The organism is Rhizobium oryzihabitans (genome assembly GCF_010669145.1).
GTDB lineage: Bacteria > Pseudomonadota > Alphaproteobacteria > Rhizobiales > Rhizobiaceae > Agrobacterium > Agrobacterium oryzihabitans.
Genome location: NZ_CP048632.1, coordinates 2,419,048 through 2,441,361, shown reverse-complemented (window position 1 = coordinate 2,441,361; position 22,314 = coordinate 2,419,048). Strand labels below are relative to the sequence as shown.

At 59.1% G+C, this 22,314-nt stretch carries 21 protein-coding genes and 1 pseudogene; 11 read left to right on the top strand and 11 right to left on the bottom strand.

Features of this window, described 5'->3' with window-relative positions; genetic code table 11:
* Positions 1-52 precede the first annotated feature (52 nt).
* Genes G3A56_RS12505 through G3A56_RS12490 form a run of 4 tightly spaced genes read left to right on the top strand, consistent with a single transcriptional unit; the run spans position 53 to position 4,357 of the window.
* Entirely contained in the window at positions 53-1,513 is a 1,461-nt protein-coding gene (locus G3A56_RS12505) for a COG4223 family protein (protein WP_082183077.1), read from the top strand.
* Positions 1,514-1,516: 3 nt separating this feature from the next.
* Positions 1,517-3,133 carry a heme biosynthesis protein HemY gene (locus G3A56_RS12500; protein WP_082183079.1) on the top strand — a complete coding sequence of 539 codons (1,617 nt, stop codon included), beginning with the start codon at positions 1,517-1,519 and terminating at the stop codon, positions 3,131-3,133.
* A 14-nt stretch (positions 3,134-3,147) separates the two neighbouring features.
* A complete protein-coding gene (locus tag G3A56_RS12495) occupies positions 3,148-3,636 on the top strand; it encodes a tellurite resistance TerB family protein (RefSeq protein WP_003492415.1) in 489 nt (162 codons plus the stop codon).
* Positions 3,626-4,357 (top strand): glutamine amidotransferase, encoded by a 732-nt coding sequence (locus tag G3A56_RS12490; protein WP_082183081.1) that lies wholly within the window; start codon positions 3,626-3,628, stop codon positions 4,355-4,357. The genes G3A56_RS12495 and G3A56_RS12490 overlap by 11 nt, the downstream gene beginning before the upstream one ends.
* A 12-nt stretch (positions 4,358-4,369) precedes the next feature.
* Here the strand turns inward: G3A56_RS12490 and G3A56_RS12485 are convergent, their stop codons facing one another.
* Entirely contained in the window at positions 4,370-5,602 is a 1,233-nt protein-coding gene (locus G3A56_RS12485; protein WP_082183083.1) for an MFS transporter, read from the bottom strand.
* Between the two features lie 137 nt (positions 5,603-5,739).
* Between G3A56_RS12485 and G3A56_RS12480 the strand changes: the two genes are divergently transcribed.
* Positions 5,740-6,030: a YggT family protein gene (locus G3A56_RS12480; protein WP_003492418.1), complete on the top strand. Its 291-nt coding sequence runs from the start codon at positions 5,740-5,742 to the stop codon at positions 6,028-6,030.
* Positions 6,027-6,338, top strand: coding sequence for a DUF167 domain-containing protein (locus G3A56_RS12475; protein ID WP_164056401.1), 312 nt, complete (start codon positions 6,027-6,029; stop codon positions 6,336-6,338). Before G3A56_RS12480 ends, G3A56_RS12475 begins: the two co-directional genes overlap by 4 nt.
* Before the next feature lie 5 nt (positions 6,339-6,343).
* On the opposite strand, the gene ppa is transcribed toward G3A56_RS12475, so the two are convergent.
* The 4 genes from ppa to G3A56_RS12455 form a co-directional block, all read right to left on the bottom strand.
* A complete protein-coding gene (gene ppa, locus G3A56_RS12470; protein WP_003492422.1) occupies positions 6,344-6,877 on the bottom strand; it encodes an inorganic diphosphatase in 534 nt (177 codons plus the stop codon).
* Between the two features lie 167 nt (positions 6,878-7,044).
* Positions 7,045-7,551: a GNAT family N-acetyltransferase gene (locus tag G3A56_RS12465; protein WP_003492423.1), complete on the bottom strand. Its 507-nt coding sequence runs from the start codon at positions 7,549-7,551 to the stop codon at positions 7,045-7,047.
* 216 nt (positions 7,552-7,767) lie between these two features.
* Positions 7,768-9,588 carry a translational GTPase TypA gene (gene typA / locus G3A56_RS12460; protein ID WP_003492424.1) on the bottom strand — a complete coding sequence of 607 codons (1,821 nt, stop codon included), beginning with the start codon at positions 9,586-9,588 and terminating at the stop codon, positions 7,768-7,770.
* 162 nt (positions 9,589-9,750) lie between these two features.
* Complete coding sequence (locus tag G3A56_RS12455) at positions 9,751-11,811, bottom strand: M3 family metallopeptidase (RefSeq protein WP_082183088.1); 2,061 nt, start codon at positions 11,809-11,811, stop codon at positions 9,751-9,753.
* A gap of 176 nt (positions 11,812-11,987) precedes the next feature.
* Here G3A56_RS12455 and G3A56_RS12450 point away from each other — a divergent pair, with 176 nt between their 5' ends.
* The 3 genes and pseudogenes from G3A56_RS12450 (at position 11,988) to G3A56_RS12440 (ending at position 14,205) form a co-directional block, all read left to right on the top strand.
* Positions 11,988-12,413: a hypothetical protein gene (locus G3A56_RS12450; RefSeq protein ID WP_082184530.1), complete on the top strand. Its 426-nt coding sequence runs from the start codon at positions 11,988-11,990 to the stop codon at positions 12,411-12,413.
* Positions 12,414-12,545: 132 nt separating this feature from the next.
* On the top strand, positions 12,546-13,004 hold the full coding sequence (locus G3A56_RS12445; RefSeq protein WP_082183091.1) for a MarR family winged helix-turn-helix transcriptional regulator: 459 nt from the start codon (positions 12,546-12,548) through the stop codon (positions 13,002-13,004).
* 5 nt (positions 13,005-13,009) lie between these two features.
* Positions 13,010-14,205: pseudogene (locus tag G3A56_RS12440) on the top strand (multidrug effflux MFS transporter).
* 57 nt (positions 14,206-14,262) lie between these two features.
* Here the strand turns inward: G3A56_RS12440 and G3A56_RS12435 are convergent.
* Positions 14,263-15,486: an argininosuccinate synthase gene (locus tag G3A56_RS12435; protein WP_035222091.1), complete on the bottom strand. Its 1,224-nt coding sequence runs from the start codon at positions 15,484-15,486 to the stop codon at positions 14,263-14,265.
* Positions 15,487-15,806: 320 nt separating this feature from the next.
* On the opposite strand from G3A56_RS12435, the gene G3A56_RS12430 reads away from it, so the two are divergent.
* Positions 15,807-16,661 carry an SDR family NAD(P)-dependent oxidoreductase gene (locus G3A56_RS12430; protein ID WP_082183095.1) on the top strand — a complete coding sequence of 285 codons (855 nt, stop codon included), beginning with the start codon at positions 15,807-15,809 and terminating at the stop codon, positions 16,659-16,661.
* Between the two features lie 128 nt (positions 16,662-16,789).
* Positions 16,790-17,437, top strand: coding sequence for a LysE family translocator (locus G3A56_RS12425; RefSeq protein ID WP_082184531.1), 648 nt, complete (start codon positions 16,790-16,792; stop codon positions 17,435-17,437).
* Positions 17,438-17,478: 41 nt separating this feature from the next.
* Here the strand turns inward: G3A56_RS12425 and G3A56_RS12420 are convergent, their stop codons facing one another.
* The 5 genes from G3A56_RS12420 to G3A56_RS12400 all read right to left on the bottom strand — a co-directional run bounded on the left by G3A56_RS12420 (position 17,479) and on the right by G3A56_RS12400 (position 22,255).
* Positions 17,479-18,273 carry an ABC transporter ATP-binding protein gene (locus G3A56_RS12420; RefSeq protein WP_082183098.1) on the bottom strand — a complete coding sequence of 265 codons (795 nt, stop codon included), beginning with the start codon at positions 18,271-18,273 and terminating at the stop codon, positions 17,479-17,481.
* Positions 18,185-19,150 (bottom strand): ABC transporter permease, encoded by a 966-nt coding sequence (locus G3A56_RS12415; protein ID WP_164056400.1) that lies wholly within the window; start codon positions 19,148-19,150, stop codon positions 18,185-18,187. Before G3A56_RS12415 ends, G3A56_RS12420 begins: the two co-directional genes overlap by 89 nt.
* A 100-nt stretch (positions 19,151-19,250) precedes the next feature.
* Complete coding sequence (locus G3A56_RS12410; RefSeq protein WP_082183103.1) at positions 19,251-20,204, bottom strand: ABC transporter substrate-binding protein; 954 nt, start codon at positions 20,202-20,204, stop codon at positions 19,251-19,253.
* A 108-nt stretch (positions 20,205-20,312) separates the two neighbouring features.
* Positions 20,313-21,485 (bottom strand): dual-specificity RNA methyltransferase RlmN, encoded by a 1,173-nt coding sequence (gene rlmN / locus G3A56_RS12405; protein ID WP_080812279.1) that lies wholly within the window; start codon positions 21,483-21,485, stop codon positions 20,313-20,315.
* Positions 21,486-21,751: 266 nt separating this feature from the next.
* The gene (locus tag G3A56_RS12400) at positions 21,752-22,255 is read right to left on the bottom strand and encodes an invasion associated locus B family protein (RefSeq protein ID WP_035241199.1); all 504 of its coding nucleotides are present in this window, start codon (positions 22,253-22,255) and stop codon (positions 21,752-21,754) included.
* Positions 22,256-22,314 lie beyond the last annotated feature (59 nt).

The window sequence follows — 22,314 nt, the reverse complement described above, 5'->3', positions numbered from 1 at the left end:
TGCCGCCGTCACTGACTAGGTTTAGACTATTGCAGGCAGAAATGAGGTTGTCATGGTATCGGGAAAGCCGCCACGCCACTCCAAGTCCAAAGCCGAACCGGTCACCATCGACCTGGACGCAAAAGACGTGAAAGCAATTTCCGCCGACGTGGACGCTGCCAAGACTGATGATAGGACCAGCGAGAAGGCACAGGCCACAGCTGCAGAACCAAGCGTTCCGGACCAGAAGCCCTCGGTAGCCGAAACGGCCAACCCTGCGCCGGTTTGGGACCAGCCGCGCAAGACCCCAATCGAGCCCGAGCCGAACGTCCACAAGGCAGAGCCCGCAGCCGACAGGCCGCAGGGAGAGAAGCCGACGGACAAACAGACAGAGGCCGTTTCGCCGACGCCTGTTCCGCCAAAAACCGATGCGAAACCCGCCACGGGCACCATCGGAACAAGCGCCGCTGCCGCAGCCAGCGCAAAGCCTGCGACTTCTGCTTCCACTTCATCGGCCTCTGCCGCATCCGGAAGCGCGACTGCCACTGCAAGACCCTCGACCAGCGCCCCGTCGTCGGGACCGGCCAGGCCCTCCACGACGCAGCAACCCGAGCGCAAACAGGCAGCAACCTCCGGCCTGATCGCGGCGGGCATCGTCGGCGGCCTCGTGGCCCTCGCAGCTGCCGGCAGCATGCAATATGCCGGCATCCTGCCCTCATTTAATGCGGGCAAGGCCGGAAGCGATGAGATCGCCGCATTGAGAACCGATCTGGGGAGCCTGCGTCAGCAGCTCGCCAATGTTCCGGCCAGCACCGGAGACACCTCGGCTCTGGAACAACGCATCGCCACCCTCGAGAGCACAAAGGGCGAGGCGCCACAGGTGGATGCGCTTTCGGAAAAAATAGCCGCGCTGGAATCCACGCTCCAGTCGGAGCGATCCGCACAGGCTTCAGCAACTGCGGACCTGACGCGTCGCCTTACTGACGCGGAAGCCAAGATCAACGAGCCGCGTGACGATATCGAAGTCGCCCGCGCCATCGCGTCTGCCGGGCTGAAGGCAGCGATCGATCGCGGCGGGCCGTTCCTGACCGAACTCGATACGCTCTCGAAAGTGATCACCGACGATCCCGCCATTGCATCGCTGCAATCCTTTGCTGCGACCGGTGTGCCGTCGCGCTCGGAACTGATGCAGAAGTTCCCTGATGTCGCCAATGCGATGCTGTCCGCCATCAACCAGCCTGATCCCAATCAGGGCGTCATTGAGCGCCTGACGGAAAGCGCCTTTTCGCTGGTGAAGGTGCGCCCGGTCGGAAATATCGAAGGCGAGACCCCCGACGCCATGATCGCGCGCATGGAAAACAAGCTGCGCAACGGTGATCTGCAGGGTGCGGCGCTTGAATGGAACGGGCTTCCGGAGGCCGCCAGGACAGCATCCGCCGACTATAAAAAGTCCCTCGATGCCCGCATCGAGGTTGAAAACCTGGTGGGAGGCACCTTGAACCGCGCCATCACCAGCACCGGTAGGCAGGGGTAAGGCATGACCAGAATTCTGACTTTCGCCCTTATCGTTCTGGCGCTCGGTTTCGGTTTTTCCTGGCTGGCGGACAGGCCCGGTGTCCTTTCCATCGTCTGGCAGGGCCAGTTGATCGAAATGAGCCTGATGGTCGCCGCCTCCATAGTTGCGGCACTGGTTGCCGCCGTGATGCTGGTCTGGTGGATCGTCAACGCCGTATGGACATCGCCGAACGCCGCCCGGCGCTATTTTCGTGCCCGCAAGCGCGACCGCGGTTATCAGGCGCTTTCCACCGGCCTCATCGCCGCCGGTGCCGGCAACGCCATTCTCGCCCGCAAGATGACGGCCCGCACGCAGGGGCTGCTCAGCGCCGATCAGGAGCCGCTGATCCATCTGCTGGATGCGCAGGCCGATCTCATCGAAGGCAAATATGACGAGGCGCGACGCAAATTCGAGGCTATGGCCCGCGATCCGGAAACCCGCGAACTTGGTCTTCGCGGCCTCTATATCGAGGCCCGCCGTCAGGGAGCCTATGAGGCGGCCCAGCAATATGCCGAGGACGCGGCGGAAAAAGCCCCTTACCTGCCATGGGCAGCGCAGGCGACGCTGGAAAACCGCTGCCGTAATGGACAATGGGACGACGCGATCCGCCTCCTCGACCAGCAGAAGGCGGCAGGCGTCATCGAACGCGGTGAGGCGGAACGGCTGAAAGCGGTGCTGCTGACGGCAAAGGCCGGCGAGAAGCTGGAAAGCGATCCGGTGGGTGCGCGCGAGGATGCAAAACATGCTCTCAAGCTCGCGAAAAGCCTTGTGCCGGCAGCGTTGATCGCGGCAAAATCCTATCTGCGCGAAGACAATCTGCGCAAGGCAGCAACGGTTCTGGAGCCGGTCTGGAAAACCGATCCGCATCCGCAGATCGCTGAGCTTTATGTGCGGGCGCGCAGCGGCGATACGGCCATTGACCGCCTGAAACGCGCCGAACGGCTTGAAAGCCTGAAGCCCAACAACATCGAATCCCTGTTTGCCGTGGCACAGGCTGCACTCGACGCCAAGGAATTTGCCAAGGCGCGAGCCAAGGCGGAGGCCGCCGCGCGGATCGAGCCACGCGAAAGCATCTTCCTGCTGATGGCCGATATCGAGGAGGCCGAAACCGGCGATCAGGGACGGGTCCGCTACTGGATGGCGCAGGCGCTGCGCGCACCGCGAGATCCGGCCTGGGTGGCCGATAACATCGTTTCGGAAAAATGGCTGCCCGTCTCGCCGGTCACCGGCCGCCTCGACGCCTTTGAATGGAAAGCGCCTTTCGGCCAGCTGGAAGGTCCCGTCGAAGACATGACAATCGACAATGCGATTGCCGCCGCACCAGCGAGGGCCGAACCAGCCCCCGCAACGATCGTTGTCCCGGCCGCGCCTGAGGCGCGTGTGGAGCCGAAACCCGCACCTGCCGAGCCGATTGAGGTCAAGCCGGTCGTATCGGCCCCCAAGGAGAACAGGCCGGTAACGATCGAGGCGCCGGAAGAAGCGGATGCAGCGGATGTGAAGGCGGAACCCGTGCCGTTTTTCGGCGGGGCGCCGGATGACCCGGGCGTCAAGAAGCCCGGCGCTGAAACCGAACCAAAGACCCGCTTGAAACTCTTCTGACGAACAGGCTATCGATGTTCAACCAAATCCAGTCGTTTATTCAGAACCTCGTTGGCCAGCACACGGATGAATTCAGCCCGGATGATCTGAGGGTGGCGGTCGCCGCCCTCTGCTTTCAGGTGATGGAAGCCGATGGCACCGTCTCGAAAAGCGAGCGTGACCGCCTTCGGGAAATCCTCCAGGACTATTACAGTCTCGACGCCGGCAAGCTGGACGCGCTTCTTGCCGCAGGCCAGGAGGCCGGCAAGGAAGCCGTCGACTATTACCGCTTCACCACCGATATCCGCCGCCATCTCGATGAAGATCAGCGTGTGGAGCTTATTGGCATCCTCTGGGATATTGTTTACGCTGACGGCGAACGAAGCGAAATGGAAGACCATGTGATCTGGCGTGTGGCCGATCTGCTCGGTGTTTCCGTGCGCGACAGGGTTCTGCAACGCCAGCAGGCCGCCACGAGGTCCGGGCCCGCTGAAGAAAGCGAAAACGAAGACGATGCTGTTTGACCCTTCCAGGCAACAGGGAAAACAACCTTCACTGCTCATCGTCCTGCATCAGGAACGCTCCACGCCCGGCCGCGTCGGCCAGATGCTGGTGGAAAAGGGCTACAGGCTGGATATAAGGCGCCCCGCGCTCGGCGATGACCTGCCGCAAACGCTGGAGAAACATGCGGGCGCCATCATCTTCGGCGGCCCGATGAGCGCCAATGACTCGCATGATTATGTCAAAGCCGAAATTGACTGGCTGAAGGTGCCGCTGAAGGAAAACAAGCCCTTTCTCGGCATCTGTCTCGGCGCGCAGATGCTGTCCAAACATCTGGGCGGCAAGGTGGAGGCTGACAGGGAAGGCAAGGTGGAGATCGGCTGGTATCCGCTTCACGCCACCGAACACGGGCGGCTGCTGATGCCGCATTGGCCGAAGATGGTCTACCATTTTCACCGCGAGGGCTTCGAGCTTCCGCGAGGGGCCGAGCTGCTGGCGTCGGGCGAAACCTATCCCAATCAGGCTTATAGATACGGAAAGAACGCCTGGGGCCTGCAATTTCATGCCGAATTGACCCGCGCCATGATGCACAGCTGGGTGGTGCGCGGCGCGCAGCGTTTCGGCATGCCCAATGCACAGGTGGGCAGCCAGCATCTCGAAGGACGCATGTTGTTCGACACGCCGCTCCGTTCCTGGCTCGGCAATTTCCTTGATCTGGTTTTCGAAGGCAAGGCGCAGCGCTGAGGCAATCCGCCGTCAGTTCGGCGCATCCAGATTGTCGATCCTGCGCAGCTTTGAAAAGCCGAGCGCCCAGATGACCGCGACCGCAAGCGTGCCCGCCCCGCCGATGACGACGGCGGGCACGGCTCCAACCACATGCGCCATGGTGCCGGCGCGGAATTCTCCCAGCTCGTTGGAGGCTCCGACGAAGACCATGTTCACCGCATTCACGCGCCCGCGCACCTCATCCGGCGTCCAGAGTGCAATCAGCGTTTCCCGCACATAAACGGACACCATGTCCGATGCACCCATCACCACCAATGCGGCAATCGACACCCATGCGGTTTCGGAAAGTCCGAACACTACCGTGGAAATACCGAAAAACCCGACACCAACAAACATCAGCAGACCGGCATGGTGGCGGATGGGCCTGAATGCCAAAATGACCGCAACTGTAATTGCGCCGATACCGGGTGCCGCACGCAGAAGCCCGAGACCCCATGGTCCGAGTGTCAGCACTTCCTTGGCAAAAATCGGCATCAAAGCGACAGCGCCGCCCAGCAGGACGGCAAAAAGATCGAGCGAAATGGCGCCGAGAACGACTTTTTCCTGCGAGATGAATTTGAATCCTGCCAGCATGGTCTCGAGGCTGATGGCTTTTGCCGGACCGCGCTGCTCAGGCTTCCGGATCGTCACGGCGAGCGTCGCGGACACGATGAAGAGCACGAAGGCCACGCTATAGGCAACGGATGCGCCGAGCCCATAAAGCAGACCGCCGGCAACGGGGCCGAGAATGGATGCCATTTGCCAGGACGAGGAATTCCAGGCAATGGCATTCGGCAAATCCTCGACCGGCACGAGATTGGGTGCAAGCGACTGCACAGCCGGCCCCATGAATGCCCGCTCTATGCCGAACACAACCAGAATGGCGAAGACCGGCCAGGGCGAAAAGCTGTGCGTTATCGTCAAGCCAAGCAGCGCCACAGCGCAGCCGGCCGCGATCACGAGGCAGATGGCCATGATACGCCGGCGATTATGCCTGTCGGCGACTGTTCCCGTGACGAGGATCAAAAGCAATGACGGCAGAAACTGGAAAAGACCGATCAGACCGAGATAAAATGCATTGCCGGTGACCTCATACATCTGCCAGCCGACGGAAACGCTGACGATCTGAATGGCGAAGGCCGAGAAAAACCGGGCGCTGAAAAAACGGCGATAGGAACTGTGCCGGAATGCACCGAAGCGGTTTTCGGCAGAAGGCAGGGACATCGGCTGGGTGCTCGCAAGACAATATGAGACGTTTGCAATAGAGCGATACGACAAGAATCGCCAGCCCTCCTGGCGCAACACTTGCCGGTTCACGAGCGAATGTCTAAATGTCTAGCAACCAAGATACGGAGATATTGATGCTTGCCCTGTTTCAGACCATCGATCTGGCCTTGAACCTCTATACGTGGGTGCTGATTGCCAGCGCCATTTTTTCCTGGCTTTACGCCTTCAACGTCATCAATTCCCGCAACCAGTTCGTGAATGCCATTGGGAGTTTCCTGGTCAATGTCACGGAACCGGCCCTGCGCCCCATCCGCCGCATTCTGCCCAATCTCGGCGGCATCGACATTTCGCCGATCATCCTGCTGCTGATCATCTTCTTCATCCGCTCCTTCATGTGGAACACGCTTTATCCGATGACCGTTTGAGTGGCCTCTGGCAAAAGCACGATGGTCATGTCCGCCTGTCGGTTCGCCTCACGCCGAACGGCGGGCGGGATGCGATTGACGGCGTGGAACAGGATGCCGACGGAAACGCGCATCTGAAAGTCCGCGTCAGCGCCGTGCCGGAAGGCGGCAAGGCGAACAGGGCCCTGATTGTTTTGCTGGCAAAAAAACTCGGCCTGCCCAAATCTACGATCACCGTCATTTCAGGCGAAACAGCGCGTAAAAAAATCCTCCGGATCGATACCAACCCGGAGGATTTCGAAAAGCTTTTTAATAGGCTGACAGGTTAAGCCAATCAGCCCTGCGCCTTGTAGCGCTCAATGGCTTCGACGATCAGCTTCTTGGCGACGTCGACATCCTGCCAGCCGCCCATCTTCACCCACTTGCCGGGCTCCAGATCCTTGTAGTGCTCGAAGAAATGCTCGATCTGCTTCAGCGTGATTTCCGGCAGGTCGGTGTAGTTGTGGACCTTGTCGTAACGGCGCGTCAGCTTGGGAGCCGGCACAGCGAGGATCTTCTCGTCCTTGCCGCCGTCATCTTCCATGATCATCACGCCGATGGGACGAACGTTGATCACGCAGCCGGGAACCAGCGGACGGGTGTTGCAGATGAGAACATCAATCGGGTCGCCATCGTCGGACAGCGTGTGCGGCACGAAGCCATAGTTACCCGGATAGGTCATCGGCGTGTAGAGGAAACGATCGACGATCAGCGCACCGGCGTCCTTGTCCATTTCATACTTGATCGGATGGCCACCGACCGGCACCTCAACGATAACATTCACGTCATCCGGTGGGTTCTTGCCTATGGAAATTGCATCGATACGCATTCGCTTCCCTCAATTCGACGGGTTGGATTTGGTTTTCGATACTGGGAAAGTCGCCGCATTGCAACATGGCTTTGGGCGGATAAGGCAGAATGCAAGATTTGAGGGTATCGCGATTGCGCATGGCCGGCAGGAAAAACGAAACCGGGCGGCATCCACCGGCACTTTTATCAGTTCCAGACGAAGCCGACTTTGCGCAGTGACTTGCCGTCGAAGTCTTCCATGCCCTCGGCGATATCCCGGCCGCCATGCGAGCGGAAAAACCGATTGGCGACGTCACTGTCTTCAAGGCACCACACAACGATGCCGTTGCATCCGAGCGATCTCAGCAGCCGTCGCGCTTCGGTGAATAGCAACGAGCCGAGCCCGATGCCCTGATATTCCGGCCGCAGATAAAGTTCATAAATCTCGCCGTCATGCGGCAGCCCGCGCGCACGGCTGAGGCCCAGCGTCGCATATCCGGCAACCACACCGGCCACTTCCACCACCAGCATGGTAGCGGAGCCTTTGGTCGCCTTCTTCCACCAGACTTCGCCACGGCGCTCCAGCATCTGCGTCAACGGCCTGTGCGGGATAAGCCCCGCATAGGCCTGTTGCCACGACAGACGGTGCGCCTCGGAGATGGCGCGCGCATCATGCGGTTCGGCCCGGCGAACATCGATGGATAACGTTTTCATAACGCGATTCTGGCCCCGGCCACGGAAACTTACCAGTCATAAAGGTTAACGCCGGCAAGCTTACCCACAGCCTATTCATGTGGACGACCGATAAAAATTAACGCATCCTTAACCTTTGGCACAAGCATCTTTCGACTCATGCACAAATAAAAACATGGGCATAAAAAAACCCGGCTCGAAGCCGGGTTTTTCCAAATTCGTGACGACAAGCCGCAATCAGACAGCGAGCTTTGCCTTTTCGAAACGCTTGCGGTCGTTGGCGTCCAGGAACATCTTGCGCAGACGGATGGACTTCGGCGTCACTTCCATCAGTTCGTCTTCCTGGATCCAGGAAAGGGCGCGATCGAGCGTCATGCGGATCGGCGGCGTCAGCTTCACGGCTTCATCCTTGCCGGCGGCGCGGATGTTGGTCAGCTGCTTGCCCTTCAGCACGTTCACCTCAAGATCGTTGTCGCGCGTGTGAATGCCGATGATCATACCGGCGTAAACCTTCTCACCCGGCTCGATGATCATCGGGCCGCGATCTTCCAGGTTGAACATGGCGTAAGCGACTGCCTCGCCCGAACCGTTCGACAGGAGAACGCCGTTGACGCGACCGGCGATCTGGCCCTTGAAGGGCTGATAGTCGTGGAACAGACGGTTCATGATTGCCGTGCCGCGCGTGTCGGTCAAAAGCTCCGACTGGTAGCCGATCAGGCCGCGGGTCGGGGCATAGAACTTCAGACGAACGCGATTGCCGCCGGAAGGACGAAGCTCGGCCATTTCAGCCTTGCGCTCGGACATCTTCTGAACGACGACGCCGGAATGTTCTTCATCGACGTCGATCACGACTTCTTCGATCGGCTCCAGCAGGGTGCCGTTCTCATCCTTGTGCATGACGACGCGCGGACGCGAAACGGCGAGCTCGAAACCTTCGCGACGCATGGTTTCGATCAGAACCGCCAGCTGCAATTCGCCACGGCCGGACACGAAGAACGAATCCTTGCCTTCGGCCTCTTCGATCTTCAGCGCGACGTTGCCTTCGGCTTCCTTGAACAGACGGTCGCGGATGACGCGCGACGTTACCTTGTCGCCTTCAGTGCCGGCGAGCGGGCTGTCGTTGACGATGAAGGACATGGTGACGGTCGGCGGATCGATCGGCTGTGCGGTCATCGCCTCAGTGACCGAGGGGTCACAGAAGGTGTCGGCGACAGTACCCTTGGACAAACCGGCAATGGCAACGATGTCGCCCGCGTGGGCTTCGTCAATCGCGGTGCGCTCGATGCCGCGGAAGGCGAGGATCTTGGAAATACGACCGGTTTCGATCGTCTTGCCGTCCTGGCCAAGCACCTTCACGGCCTGGTTCGGCTTGATCGAACCGGAAGCGATGCGGCCGGTGATAATACGGCCGAGGAAGGGGTTGGCTTCAAGGATCGTGCCGATCAGACGGAACGGACCTTCTTCAACCGTGGGCTCCGGAACATGTTCGAGAACCAGATCGAGCAGCGGCGCAAGACCCTGATCCTTCGGACCTTCCGGGTTGACGTTCATCCAGCCGTCACGGCCGGAACCGTAAAGGATGGGGAAGTCGAGCTGCTCATCGGTGGCATCGAGATTTGCGAAGAGGTCGAAGACTTCGTTGATGACTTCTTCATGGCGGCCATCCGGACGGTCGATCTTGTTGATCGCAACGATCGGGCGAAGACCGACCTTCAGCGCCTTGCTGACCACGAACTTGGTCTGCGGCATCGGGCCTTCCGAGCTATCGACCAGAACAATCGCGCCGTCCACCATCGACAGGATACGCTCGACTTCACCGCCGAAGTCGGCGTGGCCGGGGGTGTCGACGATATTGATGCGAACACCCTTCCACTCCACCGAGGTCGCCTTGGCGAGAATGGTGATGCCACGTTCCTTTTCGAGATCGTTGCTATCCATCACGCGCTCGGCGACACGCTGGTTGTCGCGGAACGAGCCGGACTGCTTCAGAAGCTCGTCCACGAGCGTCGTTTTTCCATGGTCAACGTGCGCGATGATCGCGATGTTGCGAAGTGCCATTGTTCAAAATCTCTGAGGTTGGGCGCTACTATCAGGAGATACGCCAATTTAGTTTGGCGCGCTCATAACCTTTTTTTTGCAAATGCGAAAGGGGGGGCCTTGTCATAAGGCCCCTGCGCTCAGGTTCTAGCTCAGAAATATGACAGTCTTTATACCGGGCTGTTATACGAGGCCGCGCTTCAAAAGCATGGCGTCCGGGCTCGGCATCTTGCCCCGAAAAGCAAGATAGGCCTCCTCCGGATCGATGGAGCCGCCAACCGAGTAGATATTATCCTTCAGCTTGCGCGCCATCTCGCCGTCGAAGGGATTGCCGGTCTCCTCGAAGGCTGAAAAGGCGTCAGCATCCAGCACTTCCGACCACATGTAAGAATAATAACCGGCAGAATAGCCATCGCCGGAAAACACGTGCTGGAAATGCGGCGTCGCGTGCCGCATGACGATGGACTTCGGCATGTTGAGGGCGGACAGCACCTCGCCTTGCACGACCATGGGGTCGCTCACGCTTTCCCGGGTGTGGAACGCCATGTCGACGATTGCCGAAGAAGTAAACTCGACCGTGCTGAAACCGGCATTGAAGGTCTGGGCGGCCAGAACCTTGTCCAGTAAGGCCTTCGGCATCGGCGCACCGGTTTCGTAATGCAGCGCGTATTTTTCCAGAATTTCCGGAACCGTCAGCCAATGCTCGTAAAGCTGCGAAGGCAATTCGACGAAATCGCGCGAGACACCCGTTCCTGAGACGGAAGGATAGGTGACATTGGACAGCATGCCGTGCAGGGCGTGACCGAATTCGTGAAACAGCGTGCGCGCATCGTCCAGCGACAGCAGCGCCGGTTTTCCCTCGGCCGGTTTCGCGAAATTGCAGACATTGTAGATGATCGGTATTTCGCCGACCGTGCCGTTCTTCAAAGGCAGCTTGTGCTGCGACTGGAACGAACTCATCCATGCGCCGGAACGCTTGGAGGGACGGGCGAAATAATCGCCAAGGAACATGGCTTTCAGATCGCCATTGTTGTCTCGGATTTCGAAAACCCGCACATCCGGGTGATAGGCAGCGACATCCTTGACCTCGACAGCCCGAATTCCGAAGAGCCGGTTGGCCACATCGAAACAGGCCTCGATGATCTTTTCCAGCTGCAGATAGGGCTTCAACTCAGCCTCTGAGAAGCTGAATTTCTGCGCCCGCAGTTTTTCGGCATAGTGACGCCAGTCCCAGGGCATGACCTCGTGGTTCTTGCCCTCCTGCGTGATGATGGCGGCAAGCTCCGCCTCTTCTTCACCCGCGCGCATCACGGCCTTTTCCCAGACCTGCCCCAGAAGGCCGTTCACCGCATCCGGCGTTTTCGCCATCGTGTCATCAAGCTTGTAGGCCGCGAAATTCTCATAGCCGAGAAGCTTCGCTTTTTCCTCGCGCAGTTCCAGCGTGCGGTGGACGATATCGCGATTGTCGGTTTCGCCACCGTTTTCACCACGCGCCACCCATGCCTTGAAGGCCTGTTCGCGCAAATCACGACGCTCGGAAAAGGTAAGGAAAGGTTCGATGATGGAGCGGGAAAGGGTGACAGCAAATTTGCCGTCCTCACCATGCTCGCGGGCGGCACCCGCCATCGCATCACGCAGGAAACCGGGAATGCCGGCAAGGTCCTCTTCCGTGGAAAGCAGAAGCTTCCAGCTCTTTTCATCCGCCAGCACATTCTGTCCGAATTTCGCACCGAGGCCGGCAAGTTCTTCGTTGATCGCGGCGAGCCGCTCCTGGCGGTCCTTCTGCAACTTGGCACCGGAGCGCACGAAGCCCTTCCAATGCCGTTCGAGAACGCGTTTTTCCTCATTTGTCAGGGCAAGCGACTCGCGCTTTTCCCACAGCGCATCGATGCGTTTGAACAGCGCCTCGTTCATGCCGATCTTGGAATAGTGCCGTGACATTTTCGGCGCGATTTCCCGCTCCAGCGCCTGGATGTTGCCATTGGTGTGAGCGCCCGCCTTGTTCCAGAACAGGGCCGAGATGCGCGAAAGCTCATCACCTGCGATTTCGAGCGCCGTCACGGTGTTTTCAAAGGCCGGTGCTTGCGGATTGCCGGCAATCGCATCGATTTCCTGCTCGTGAGACAGAAGTGCTGCGTCGAAGGCCGGGCCGAAATCCTCATCCTTGACCGCTTCGAATTTTGGCAGACCGTTGTAACCGTTCCAGGTAACGAGTGCGGGATAGGGCGCGGTCTTGGATGGCATTTCATCTTCCTTGTACAATTCCGGTTTAAGCCCATATGGGCACGCCTCCACTGTCAATTCAATATGCCGGATTTTGGTGTGGAATACCCAGATGCCGTCGCCGCCAAGTATTGACCGGCCGGGCAACGGCATGGTCTGATTCATCGCAATAATATCCCATGATGGAGATATGTATTATGGAGATTTATTCTTTAAGGGCCTCTAATAATTTCCTTTTCAGAGACAATTCCAGAAACGCCAGACCTGTAGACAGCATCGATTTCGGCAAGGCAGCCCAGTCCGACACAGCCACCGGCTTCGAAGAGACGATCAATCGCATCGACTTCACCCGTGTCAGCCCCCGGGAATTGCGGGAAATCGCTCGGGAGTATTACGACGCGGGGAAAATAAGCCATGAGACCTGGCTTGAGCTTTCGTCAGAACTGCCCGCTCAGACACTGAACGCCAATGGCGACGTGATCGATATAACCGACGTGACGGACGACACGGATTTCGACTTTCAGACCTATTTTTCCCACAAGGTGGAGATTGCCCGGTCCATCGGCACTGCGGATGACATAGAGAAAATGCAGGATGTGCTGTCTTTTTTAACTTCGACGTGATGATTATCGCAGTGGTACGGCACATGCTGCACCCTAATTGACAAATACTTTACTCGATTTTCGACAATATGATTTGCGTACCATTGCTTATCGCCCGGAATTTAGTAAGGCTGACTTACGAAAAGGCAAAGCATGGGCACGAAACGCGAAAAAGACTCACTGGCATTTTTGCTGAACAGCGGCGCGCGGCTGCTGAACAGTGCTTTTGAGCGCCGTATTTCTGAAGCCGGACTGGGCCTGACCCCCGGCGAGGCGAGAGCCTTGCTGACGGTTGCCGTTGTCGATGGCAGCAAGCAATCGGACATCGCTGCCCGCCTCGGGATCGAACCCATGACGATCTGCGCCTATCTCGACAAGTTGCAATCTCTCGATCTCATCGAGCGTCAGCAGGACCCGCAGGACAGACGTTCCAAGCGCATCGTGCTGACGAAGGCTTCTACCGACATGCTGGAAGCCGTGCGGCAGGAAATCGACCAGCTCGTTCTTCATGCCACACAGGGGCTGAACGAAGAGGAAGTTGCGCTCTTCCGCAGCTTCCTGCAGACGTTGCGCAACAATCTGCAGCCAGAACAGCCTGGCCAGAACTGCTGATCGCAATGTCGTCAAAAACGATCATGTCCACAAAGCGCACGGCAATGCTTGGAGCTTTGCTGACGGCGCTTGCGCCCATTTCCATGGCGATCTACACGCCGGCCATGCCGGAGCTGACACGGGTTTTCGCAACAACAGAGTCCTCCGTAAAACTCAGTCTCTCCCTCTATTTCGCCGGTTTCGCCATCGCGCAGTTGCTTGCCGGGCCAGCATCCGACGCCTTCGGACGGCGCAAGGCGAGCCTCGTCTTCCTGTCGATCTTTCTCGGCGGCGGCTTGCTCGCCATCCTTGCCCCGACGATTGAAGTGCTGCTCTTCGCCCGGCTTGTCCAGGGCATCGGCGCCTCCGTCGGCATGACGGTGGCGCGCGCCGTAGTACGCGACCAGTTCACCGGCGCGGAAGCCTCCAGCATCATGAACCTCATCGGCATCATGCTGGCCGTCGGTCCCGCCATGGGCCCGACAATCGGCGGCCTCTCGCTTGCGGCTTTCGGCTGGCAATCGGTATTTTTCCTGATGGCCGGCCTTGGAGCTATCGCCATCCTGTCCGTGGTGTTTTTCCTGCGCGAAACGACGAGGCCGGATAAAAACCTGATCCGCCCTCGCCACCTCCTGTCAGCCTATGGCGCATTGCTGGCGCAACCGCGTTTTCTTCTGGCCGCGCTCGTGCTCGGCGGCTCCATCGGCGCGCTTTATGCGCAGGCGACCATGCTGACTTTCATTCTTATCAACGAAGTCGGCATGTCCCCACAGCCTTCGGCATTGGCATGCTGATGCAGACCGGCGCTTATTTCTTCGGCTCCATCGCCCTGCGTTATATCGCACCGCGGCTGGGCGACCGCCGTTCGGTCATGCTCGGCCTCTGTTTTTCCGGCACGGGTGGCCTTCTCATCATGCTGTCGGTGTTCCTGGTGCCGCCGTCCTTCCTTTCCATCATGGGCCCCGTGGCAGTGGCGACAGTCGGCATCGCCTTGCTGACGCCCTCGATGGTGACGGCCGCCCTTGCGCCCTTTCCGCACATTGCCGGTTCGGCATCGGCCATGATGGGTTTCATCCAGATGGGATCGGGTTTTGCGGGCGGGGCCGCGGCCTCGCTGGTCGGCTCGCCTCTCACCGGCTTCGGCATCATCATCCCGGTGATGGAGTTTACGGCAGTCGCAAGCTACATCGGCTTCAGGATCGTCTCCAAAAGACAGACGTGAAAAAACCCGCAGGGCGTTCCCGCCTGCGGGTTTTTCTTATCCGTACCTCAGTGAAAATTACTTGCTGAGGTTACGCTTGGCCAGGGTGCGCAGGCGCAGCGCATTGAGCTTGATGAAGCCTGCCGCATCCTTCTGGTCGTAAGCGCCGTGGTCGTCTTCGAAGGTTACCAGCGCGTCGGAATAAAGCGACTTGGCGCTCTCGCGGCCGGTTACCATGACGTTGCCCTTGTAGAGCTTCAGCGTCACTTCGCCTTCCACATGTTCCTGGCTCTTGTCGATCAGGGCCTGAAGCATTTCACGCTCGGGCGAGAACCAGAAACCGTAATAGATCAGTTCGGCGTAACGCGGCATCAACTCGTCCTTGAGGTGGGCTGCACCCCGGTCAAGCGTGATGGATTCGATGGCGCGATGCGCGGCCAACAGGATGGTACCGCCGGGCGTCTCGTAAACGCCGCGCGACTTCATGCCGACGAAACGGTTCTCGACAAGATCGAGGCGACCGATGCCGTTTTCACGACCGTAATTGTTGAGCGTTGCAAGAAGCGTGGCCGGCGACATTTCAACGCCGTTGATGGAGCAGGCATCGCCCTTGCGGAAACCGACCTTGATGACGGTTGCCTTGTCCGGGGCCGCTTCCGGCGAGATGGTGCGCATATGCACGTATTCCGGAGCTTCCAGTGCCGGGTCTTCCAGAACCTTGCCCTCGGATGAGGAATGCAGAAGGTTGGCGTCAACCGAGAAAGGCGCTTCGCCCTTCTTGTCCTTGGCAACAGGAATCTGGTGCTGTTCGGCAAAGTTCAGGAGGTCGGTACGGCTCTTGAACGTCCAGTCGCGCCAGGGGGCGATGATCTTGATATCCGGGTTCAGCGCATAGGCCGAAAGCTCGAAACGGACCTGGTCGTTACCCTTGCCGGTGGCGCCATGCGCAATGGCGTCGGCACCGGTCTTCTTGGCGATCTCGATCAGGTGCTTGGAAATCAGCGGACGGGCAATGGAGGTGCCGAGCAGATAGACGCCTTCATAAACGGCGTTGGCGCGGAACATCGGGAAAACGAAATCACGTACGAACTCTTCGCGGACGTCCTCGATGAAGATTTCCTTGATGCCCAGCATCTCGGCCTTCTTGCGCGCCGGCTCAAGCTCTTCGCCCTGGCCGAGATCGGCGGTGAAGGTCACAACCTCAGCGCCGAGTTCCGTCTGAAGCCACTTCAGGATGATCGAGGTGTCGAGGCCGCCGGAATAGGCGAGAACGACTTTCTTAACGTCTTTCGGGAGTGCCATAATGATGTCCATCTGCATGAAGACGGCATCGAGACACCGCCATTTCCTTGGGATTTCGGCACTTTTACAGTGCAACCCCAAAACTGTGAAGCGATTTTCCGAAAAGATGCGCGACAAAACATCGAATGGCGCGAATGGCCAAATGCAAGCGACCGGCTCTTCATGACTGGAACGAAGGGATTGTCACATGCATTATGGAATTTCGCGCTTTAACATGGGAGCGTCTCGATCGACTTGAAGACCGTGAATGAAGCCACTCAGGGTTCAGGCAACGTTGCAAACGGCTGGAAACAGCACAAAACGACGCGAAGGAGAAACCTATGACGACCATCCACCCCGCATTCAAGGAAGATAATGTCGCCGTCATCACCGGTGCGGCATCCGGCATCGGACTTGCCGCCGCGCGCAAATTCGCCGATTTCGGCATGAGCGTCGTGCTCGCCGATCTCGATGGCGACAGGCTCGCCGCAGCACACGCGGATATTCTGGCCGTCGCAAAGGACGGCGAGGCGCAGATCGTCGCAATCCCCACCGACGTATCGAAACTCGATGAGCTGGAAGCGCTGGAGCGCGCCGTCATCCAGCGCTTCGGACGGGTTCACGTGCTGATGAACAATGCCGGCATCCAACCGGGAAGCGCCATTTTCGGCCCGCAGGCCAATTGGGAAAAAGTCATCGCCGTCAATCTTATGGGCGTGGTGAACGGCAGCCGCGTCTTCGGGCAGGGCATGATCGCCCATGGCGAGGCCTCGCTCATCATCAATACAGGCTCGAAACAGGGCATCACCACCCCGCCCGGCGATCCCGCCTATAATGTCTCGAAGGCGGGCGTCAAAGCCTTCACGGAAGCGCTTCAGCATGAGCTGCGCAATATTCCGAACGGCGCAGTTTCCGCCCATCTCCTGATCCCTGGCTTCGTCTTTACGGGCCTGACGGCGCATGGCAGGACGGAAAAGCCGGCAGGGGCGTGGACCGGCGAACAGACCGTCGACTTCATGGTCGACAGTATCGGCAAGGGCGATTTCTACATCCTTTGCCCCGATGGCGAAGTGGATCGCCCGACGGACGAGAAGCGTATTCTCTGGGCCGCTCAGGATATCGTGCAGAACCGTCCGCCGCTGTCGCGCTGGCACACGGAATATTCCGCCGCCTTCACCAGCTTCCTGAAAAACTGAGCATTCTGAGCCGTCGCGATTTTGATATTGCGGCGGCTTTCACACCAATACACCACCGCGCAAAAACATTGGCAGAAACGCGAAATCGCGTTAAGCAACGGCAATCTCCAGATTTCATGGGTGCCGCGATGGATTTCGTTCCAAGCCTGCCAACACTTGCCGCCTTCACCATTGCCATCCTGCTCCTGGCGGTAACGCCGGGACCCGACATGACGCTGTGGATCAGCCGGTCCCTGCGCGAAGGCCGCACGGCTGGTTTCATGACGCTTCTCGGAACCAATATCGGCATTACCGTGCACACGATGCTCGTCGCTTTCGGCGTTGCCGCCCTCATCGTCGCCTCACCGACCGCCTTCATGGTCCTCAAGACCGGCGGAGCCGCCTATCTGGTCTGGCTCGCCATTCAGGCGATCCGCAAGGGTTCGGATTTCGTGATGGTCAAGACCACCGGCGAGAAAACGCAGGCCTCCCTGAAATCCGCCCTGCTGAACGGCATCTGGGTCAATCTCCTGAACCCAAAGATCATCATCTTCTTCATGACCTTCCTGCCGCAATTCGTCAGCGCCTCCGATCCGCACGTCACCGGCAAGCTGATTTTCCTTGGGCTCTGGTCCATAATAGTGGCGTTGCCGATCGGCATCGGCATCGTTATCGCCGCCGATGTGCTCTCCGCCTGGCTGCAACGCAACAGGAAGGTGCTGCGCGGGCTGGACTATACGATCGCCGGCGTCTTTTCGATTTTCGCCTTCAAGATTTTCTTCACCCAGGCGCGCTGACGGCAAACAAAAAAGGCGCCCGAAGGCGCCTTTTGAAACGATCAGCCGATCAACAACTCGTCGTCATCTAGCGTCTGGCCGCGTATCTTGCGGAACATGTCGATCAGATCCTCGACCTCTAGCCCCTTGCGGCTTTCACCGGATACGTCGAGCACGATTTCACCGGCATGCAGCATGATGGTGCGGTCGCCATAATCCAGCGCCTGGCGCATGGAGTGGGTGACCATCAGCGTTGTCAGCTTGCGCTCGGAGACCACCTTGCGGGTCAGTTCCATCACGAACTCCGCCATACCAGGGTCAAGCGCTGCCGTATGTTCATCGAGCAGCAGCACATCCGAGCCGGAAAGCGTCGCCATGACAAGCGAGACCGCCTGTCTTTGTCCCCCGGACAACAGGTCCATACGGTCCTTCAGGCGATTTTCCAGGCCGAGATTGAGCGAAGCGATCCGCTCCTTGAAGAAATCCCGCCTGCCGCGCCCAAGCGCCGGCAACAAACCGCGACGCTCTCCGCGTGATGCCGCAAGCGCCAGATTTTCCTCGATGGTGAGCGCCCCGCAGCTACCCGCCAATGGGTCCTGAAACACACGCGCCACGCGTCCAGCCCGGCTCGCGGTCGGCTTGCGGGTGACATCGGCGCCGCCGATCGTCACCTTTCCGGCCGTCGGCGGGACGTCGCCAGCCAGAACGCCGAGCAGCGTGGATTTTCCAGCCCCGTTCGAGCCGATGACCGTCACGAAAGAACCGGTGTCAATGGTAAGATCGATCTTGGCCAGCGCCTGCTTTTGCAGCGGCGTTCCGCGCCCGAAGACGACCTGGATATCGGAAAGGGAAATCACGATGTTGCTCCCCCGCGGCGCAGTCGGGCAGGATCAATGCGATGGCCACCAATACCGCCGTTACGAAATTGAGATCGGATGCCTTGAGACCCAGCACATCGCTCGACAAAGCAAGCTGGATGGCAAGGCGATAGGCGATGGAGCCGAAAACACAGCCGATCAGCGCAATCAGAATGCCCCGTGCCCCGAACAGCGTTTCACCGATGATGACGGCCGCAAGCCCGACGACGATGGTGCCGACACCCGAGGTCACATCCGCAAAACCGTTGGTCTGCGCAAACAGCGCGCCGCCGAGCGCCACCAGCGCATTGGAAAGCGCCATGCCGAGATAGATCTGGTTGCCGGTCTTCACACCCTGCGCCCGCGCCATGCGCGCATTGGCGCCCGTTGCCCGCATGGCAAGGCCGGCATCGCTTTCAAGGAAACGCCAGACGAGAATGACCGCAATCACCACCAGCGCGCCGACAAAGAGCGGCCGCACGAGATATTCTGAAAGGCCAAGACCATAGAATGGCGAGATCATCGTATCCTGATTGAGCAGCGCCACATTCGGTTTCCCCATCACACGGAGATTGACCGAAAACAGCGCGATCATCGTCAGGATCGACGCAAGCAGGTTGAGTATCTTGAAGCGGACGTTCAGCGTGGCCGTAACGACGCCGGCGGCAGCGCCCGCAACCATCGCAACCGCCGTCGCGACCCAGGCATTGAGACCGTAAATGATCAGAACGGCCGCCACGGCGGCGCCGAGCGGAAACGAACCGTCAACGGTCAGATCAGGAAAATCAAGCACGCGGAAAGCGAGATAGACGCCGATCGCCACGAAAGCGAAGACCAGTCCCAGCTCCACGGCACCCCAGAAGGCGATTTGGCTCACGGTAATGTCCTTGTTATTGCCGCCACGTCGGCGGATGCGGGCATTGTTTTCGTGCCGCGCAAAGCGGGCGGCGGGTTTGCCGCCGCCCGAAGTTCGGTTGTTAGTCGATGACCTTGGTGGCGCGCTTGGTCACGCTTTCCGGGAAGGTGACGCCGGCTTTTTCAGCGGCCTTCTTGTTGATCACCAGATCCGTGCCGACAGCAATGGTTGCCGGAATGTCGCCCGGCTTTTCACCCTTGAGGATGCGGACAACCACGGCGCCGGTCTGCTTGCCAACGTCGAAATAGTTGAAGCCGAGGGCAGCAACCGCACCGCGCGCGACGGAATCCGTATCGGCGGCATAAAGCGGTATCTTGGCTTCCGCTGCAACTCCTGCTGCCGCCTCGAAAGCGGAAACGATGGTGTTGTCGGTCGGAACGTAGATCACATCGGCCTTGCCGACCAGCGCGCGTGTTGCGCCCTGGACTTCGGCGGATTTGGTGGCGACGGATTCGACGACCTTCAGGCCTGCCTTTTCGGCTTCAGCCTTCAGCGTCGCAAGCGTCGAGACCGAATTGGCCTCGGCGGAATTGTAAAGGAAGCCGATGGACTTGGCGTTCGGCGAAATTTCCTTGATGAGCGCGAGATGCTCGCCGACCGGCAGCATGTCGGAAAGGCCGGTTACGTTGCGGCCGGGCTTTTCCATGTCCTTGACGAGCTGTGCGCCGACCGGATCGGAAACGGCCGTGAAGACGACCGGAATATCGCGCGTCGCCGCAACGATAGCCTGTGCCGACGGCGTGGAGATCGGCACGATGACGTTGGGTGCTTCGCCCACGAACTGGCGCGCGATCTGCGCTGCTGTGCCGGGATTGCCCTGCGCGGACTCGTAGAGGAACTTGAGGTTCTCGCCTTCCTTGTAACCGGCCTCAGCAAGAGCTGCCTTGACGCCATCACGTGCGGCGTCAAGCGCCGGGTGTTCGACAATGGCGGTGACGGCAACGGTGACGTTTTCAGCCTTCGCCGGCAGAACGAGGGCGCTCGCAGCTGCGAGCGCCAGAATGAATGCGCGCATGGGTATCCTCCAGTTGGTTTCTTATTGCCGTCTTATTAGAAACAAGACAGCTCGAAATCAATCGTAGAACCGCCACAAGCCAAGCTTTCTGGCGCAGTTGTGACTTATTCAGTCGTCCGCGCCGTGATTGGCGATCATCATCGCCTCGAAAGCCAGCCGCTCCGTCTTGCGCATGCGCTCCGATTCCGACTTCAGCTGGCCGCAGGCGGCGAGAATGTCGCGGCCGCGCGGTGTACGGATCGGCGAGGCATAACCCGCCTGATTGATAAAATCTGCGAACTTTTCTATCTGCGCCCACTCCGAGCACTGGTAGTTCGTGCCCGGCCATGGATTGAACGGAATGAGGTTGATCTTGGCCGGAACGCCTTTCAGAAGCTGAACCAGCATCTTGGCGTCTTCCAGGCTGTCATTCACATCCTTCAGCATCACATATTCGAAGGTGATGCGGCGGGCATTGGAAAGGCCGGGATAGTTGCGGCAGGCCTCGATCAGTTCTTTCAGCGGATATTTCTTGTTGATCGGCACCAGCATGTCGCGCAGATCGTCACGCACCGCATGCAGAGAAATCGCCAGCATGACGCCGATTTCGTCGCCGGTGCGGAAGATTTCCGGCACGACGCCGGAGGTGGACAGGGTGACGCGACGCTTGGAAAGCGACAGGCCATCACCATCGGTCGCAATCAGCAGGGCCGTCTTCACATGTTCGAAATTATAGAGCGGTTCGCCCATCCCCATCATCACGATGTTGGAGACCTTGCGGCCTTCGCTCGGCACATAGGCGCCAACCGGTGTCGAACCATCGGGAAAATCGCCGAGCCGATCGCGGGCCAGCAGAAGCTGGGAGAGGATTTCCTCAGCCGTCAGATTGCGCACCAGGCGCTGGGTGCCGGTGTGACAGAAGGAACAGGTCAGCGAACAGCCCACCTGGCTGGAAATGCACAGCGTGCCGCGACCTTCTTCGGGAATATAGACAGTCTCGATCTCGACAGGACGTCCCGCACCGCGCGGCGGAAAACGCATCAGCCATTTGCGGGTGCCGTCGTTGGAGATCTGCTCCTCGACGATTTCCGGACGGGCGATGGTGAAGGCCGCCTTCAGCTTCTCGCGAAGCTCCTTGGCGACATTGGTCATATTGTCGAAATCCGAGACGCCGCGCACATAAAGCCAGTTCCACAACTGGCTGACGCGCATCTTCACCTGCTTCTGCGGCACACCGATTTCGGCCAGCGCCTCGCCCATTTCCTCACGCGTCAAGCCGATCAGCGACGGCTTGCCGGACATGAGATCGCTATTGGCGATCAGCGGGGTTTTGACTGCCAGACCGGCAGGGGCTTGCATTACGGACATCACGCTATCCCATCATCCAATGCATCGCACGACCGGCCTGTCGGATAGGCGGAAAATCGTCTGCATGTCGAGAAAATCAAAGGCGGAGCACTTTTCGCGCATCCGCCTGTCAATGTTGCCGCGCCTTTAGCATCAAATTGTCAAAAACGCAAATGGCCGGTCAATGACCGGCCATCACAAAACGCAGTAAAGCGTCTGAGTTACTTGCAGCTCTCGATCTGCTTGAGAGCAGCTGAAATGCCCGAGAGAGAATAGGAATAGGACGTCGCGGTACCGCGGCCGGAGGTGGCCTTGACGGTCATCGACTTGCCGCCCTTCATGGCAGCCACGAGAGCCGGCTCTTCTGCAGCGTTTTCAACCCAGGCAGCCTTGTCCTTGGTGAACATGACGAAGTTCTTGTTGTCGATCGTCACATTGACCTTGGAACCCTGCTTCAGCGGGTAACCCACCATGGCCTGCGGCTCATAGGAGATGTTCTGGCCCGGACGCTGCGACACGATGAAGAAGATATCGCCGTGATCGACGCTTGCCGGTTCCTTGGCGGTCGGAATGGAAAGAACGTAGCAGACGGTGCTGTTGCCCGATTTGTACGAATAGGCACCCCATGCATTGAACTGCTGGATGCGCGTGGGCGACTGTGCAGATGCTACGCCGACGCTGGTCAGCAAAATGGCCACTGCGGTTGCTACACTTCTTACAAACATAGAATTTCCTGCCGGGTTATTGTCTTCCATTGGCCCGAAGCAGCGGCGGGCTCCATTTT

Coding starts and splice junctions, on each gene's coding strand:
- G3A56_RS12450 (WP_082184530.1), top strand. CDS start 11,988: ATGGAGATTTATTCTTTAAGGGCCTCTAATAATTTCCTTTTCAGAGAC.
- G3A56_RS12480 (WP_003492418.1), top strand. CDS start 5,740: ATGCTTGCCCTGTTTCAGACCATCGATCTGGCCTTGAACCTCTATACG.
- typA (WP_003492424.1), bottom strand. CDS start 9,588: ATGGCACTTCGCAACATCGCGATCATCGCGCACGTTGACCATGGAAAA.
- G3A56_RS12505 (WP_082183077.1), top strand. CDS start 53: ATGGTATCGGGAAAGCCGCCACGCCACTCCAAGTCCAAAGCCGAACCG.
- G3A56_RS12495 (WP_003492415.1), top strand. CDS start 3,148: ATGTTCAACCAAATCCAGTCGTTTATTCAGAACCTCGTTGGCCAGCAC.
- G3A56_RS12445 (WP_082183091.1), top strand. CDS start 12,546: ATGGGCACGAAACGCGAAAAAGACTCACTGGCATTTTTGCTGAACAGC.
- G3A56_RS12425 (WP_082184531.1), top strand. CDS start 16,790: ATGGATTTCGTTCCAAGCCTGCCAACACTTGCCGCCTTCACCATTGCC.
- G3A56_RS12455 (WP_082183088.1), bottom strand. CDS start 11,811: ATGCCATCCAAGACCGCGCCCTATCCCGCACTCGTTACCTGGAACGGT.
- G3A56_RS12410 (WP_082183103.1), bottom strand. CDS start 20,204: ATGCGCGCATTCATTCTGGCGCTCGCAGCTGCGAGCGCCCTCGTTCTG.
- G3A56_RS12400 (WP_035241199.1), bottom strand. CDS start 22,255: ATGTTTGTAAGAAGTGTAGCAACCGCAGTGGCCATTTTGCTGACCAGC.
- G3A56_RS12430 (WP_082183095.1), top strand. CDS start 15,807: ATGACGACCATCCACCCCGCATTCAAGGAAGATAATGTCGCCGTCATC.
- rlmN (WP_080812279.1), bottom strand. CDS start 21,485: ATGTCCGGCAAGCCGTCGCTGATCGGCTTGACGCGTGAGGAAATGGGC.
- ppa (WP_003492422.1), bottom strand. CDS start 6,877: ATGCGTATCGATGCAATTTCCATAGGCAAGAACCCACCGGATGACGTG.
- G3A56_RS12465 (WP_003492423.1), bottom strand. CDS start 7,551: ATGAAAACGTTATCCATCGATGTTCGCCGGGCCGAACCGCATGATGCG.
- G3A56_RS12435 (WP_035222091.1), bottom strand. CDS start 15,486: ATGGCACTCCCGAAAGACGTTAAGAAAGTCGTTCTCGCCTATTCCGGC.
- G3A56_RS12485 (WP_082183083.1), bottom strand. CDS start 5,602: ATGTCCCTGCCTTCTGCCGAAAACCGCTTCGGTGCATTCCGGCACAGT.
- G3A56_RS12500 (WP_082183079.1), top strand. CDS start 1,517: ATGACCAGAATTCTGACTTTCGCCCTTATCGTTCTGGCGCTCGGTTTC.
- G3A56_RS12490 (WP_082183081.1), top strand. CDS start 3,626: ATGCTGTTTGACCCTTCCAGGCAACAGGGAAAACAACCTTCACTGCTC.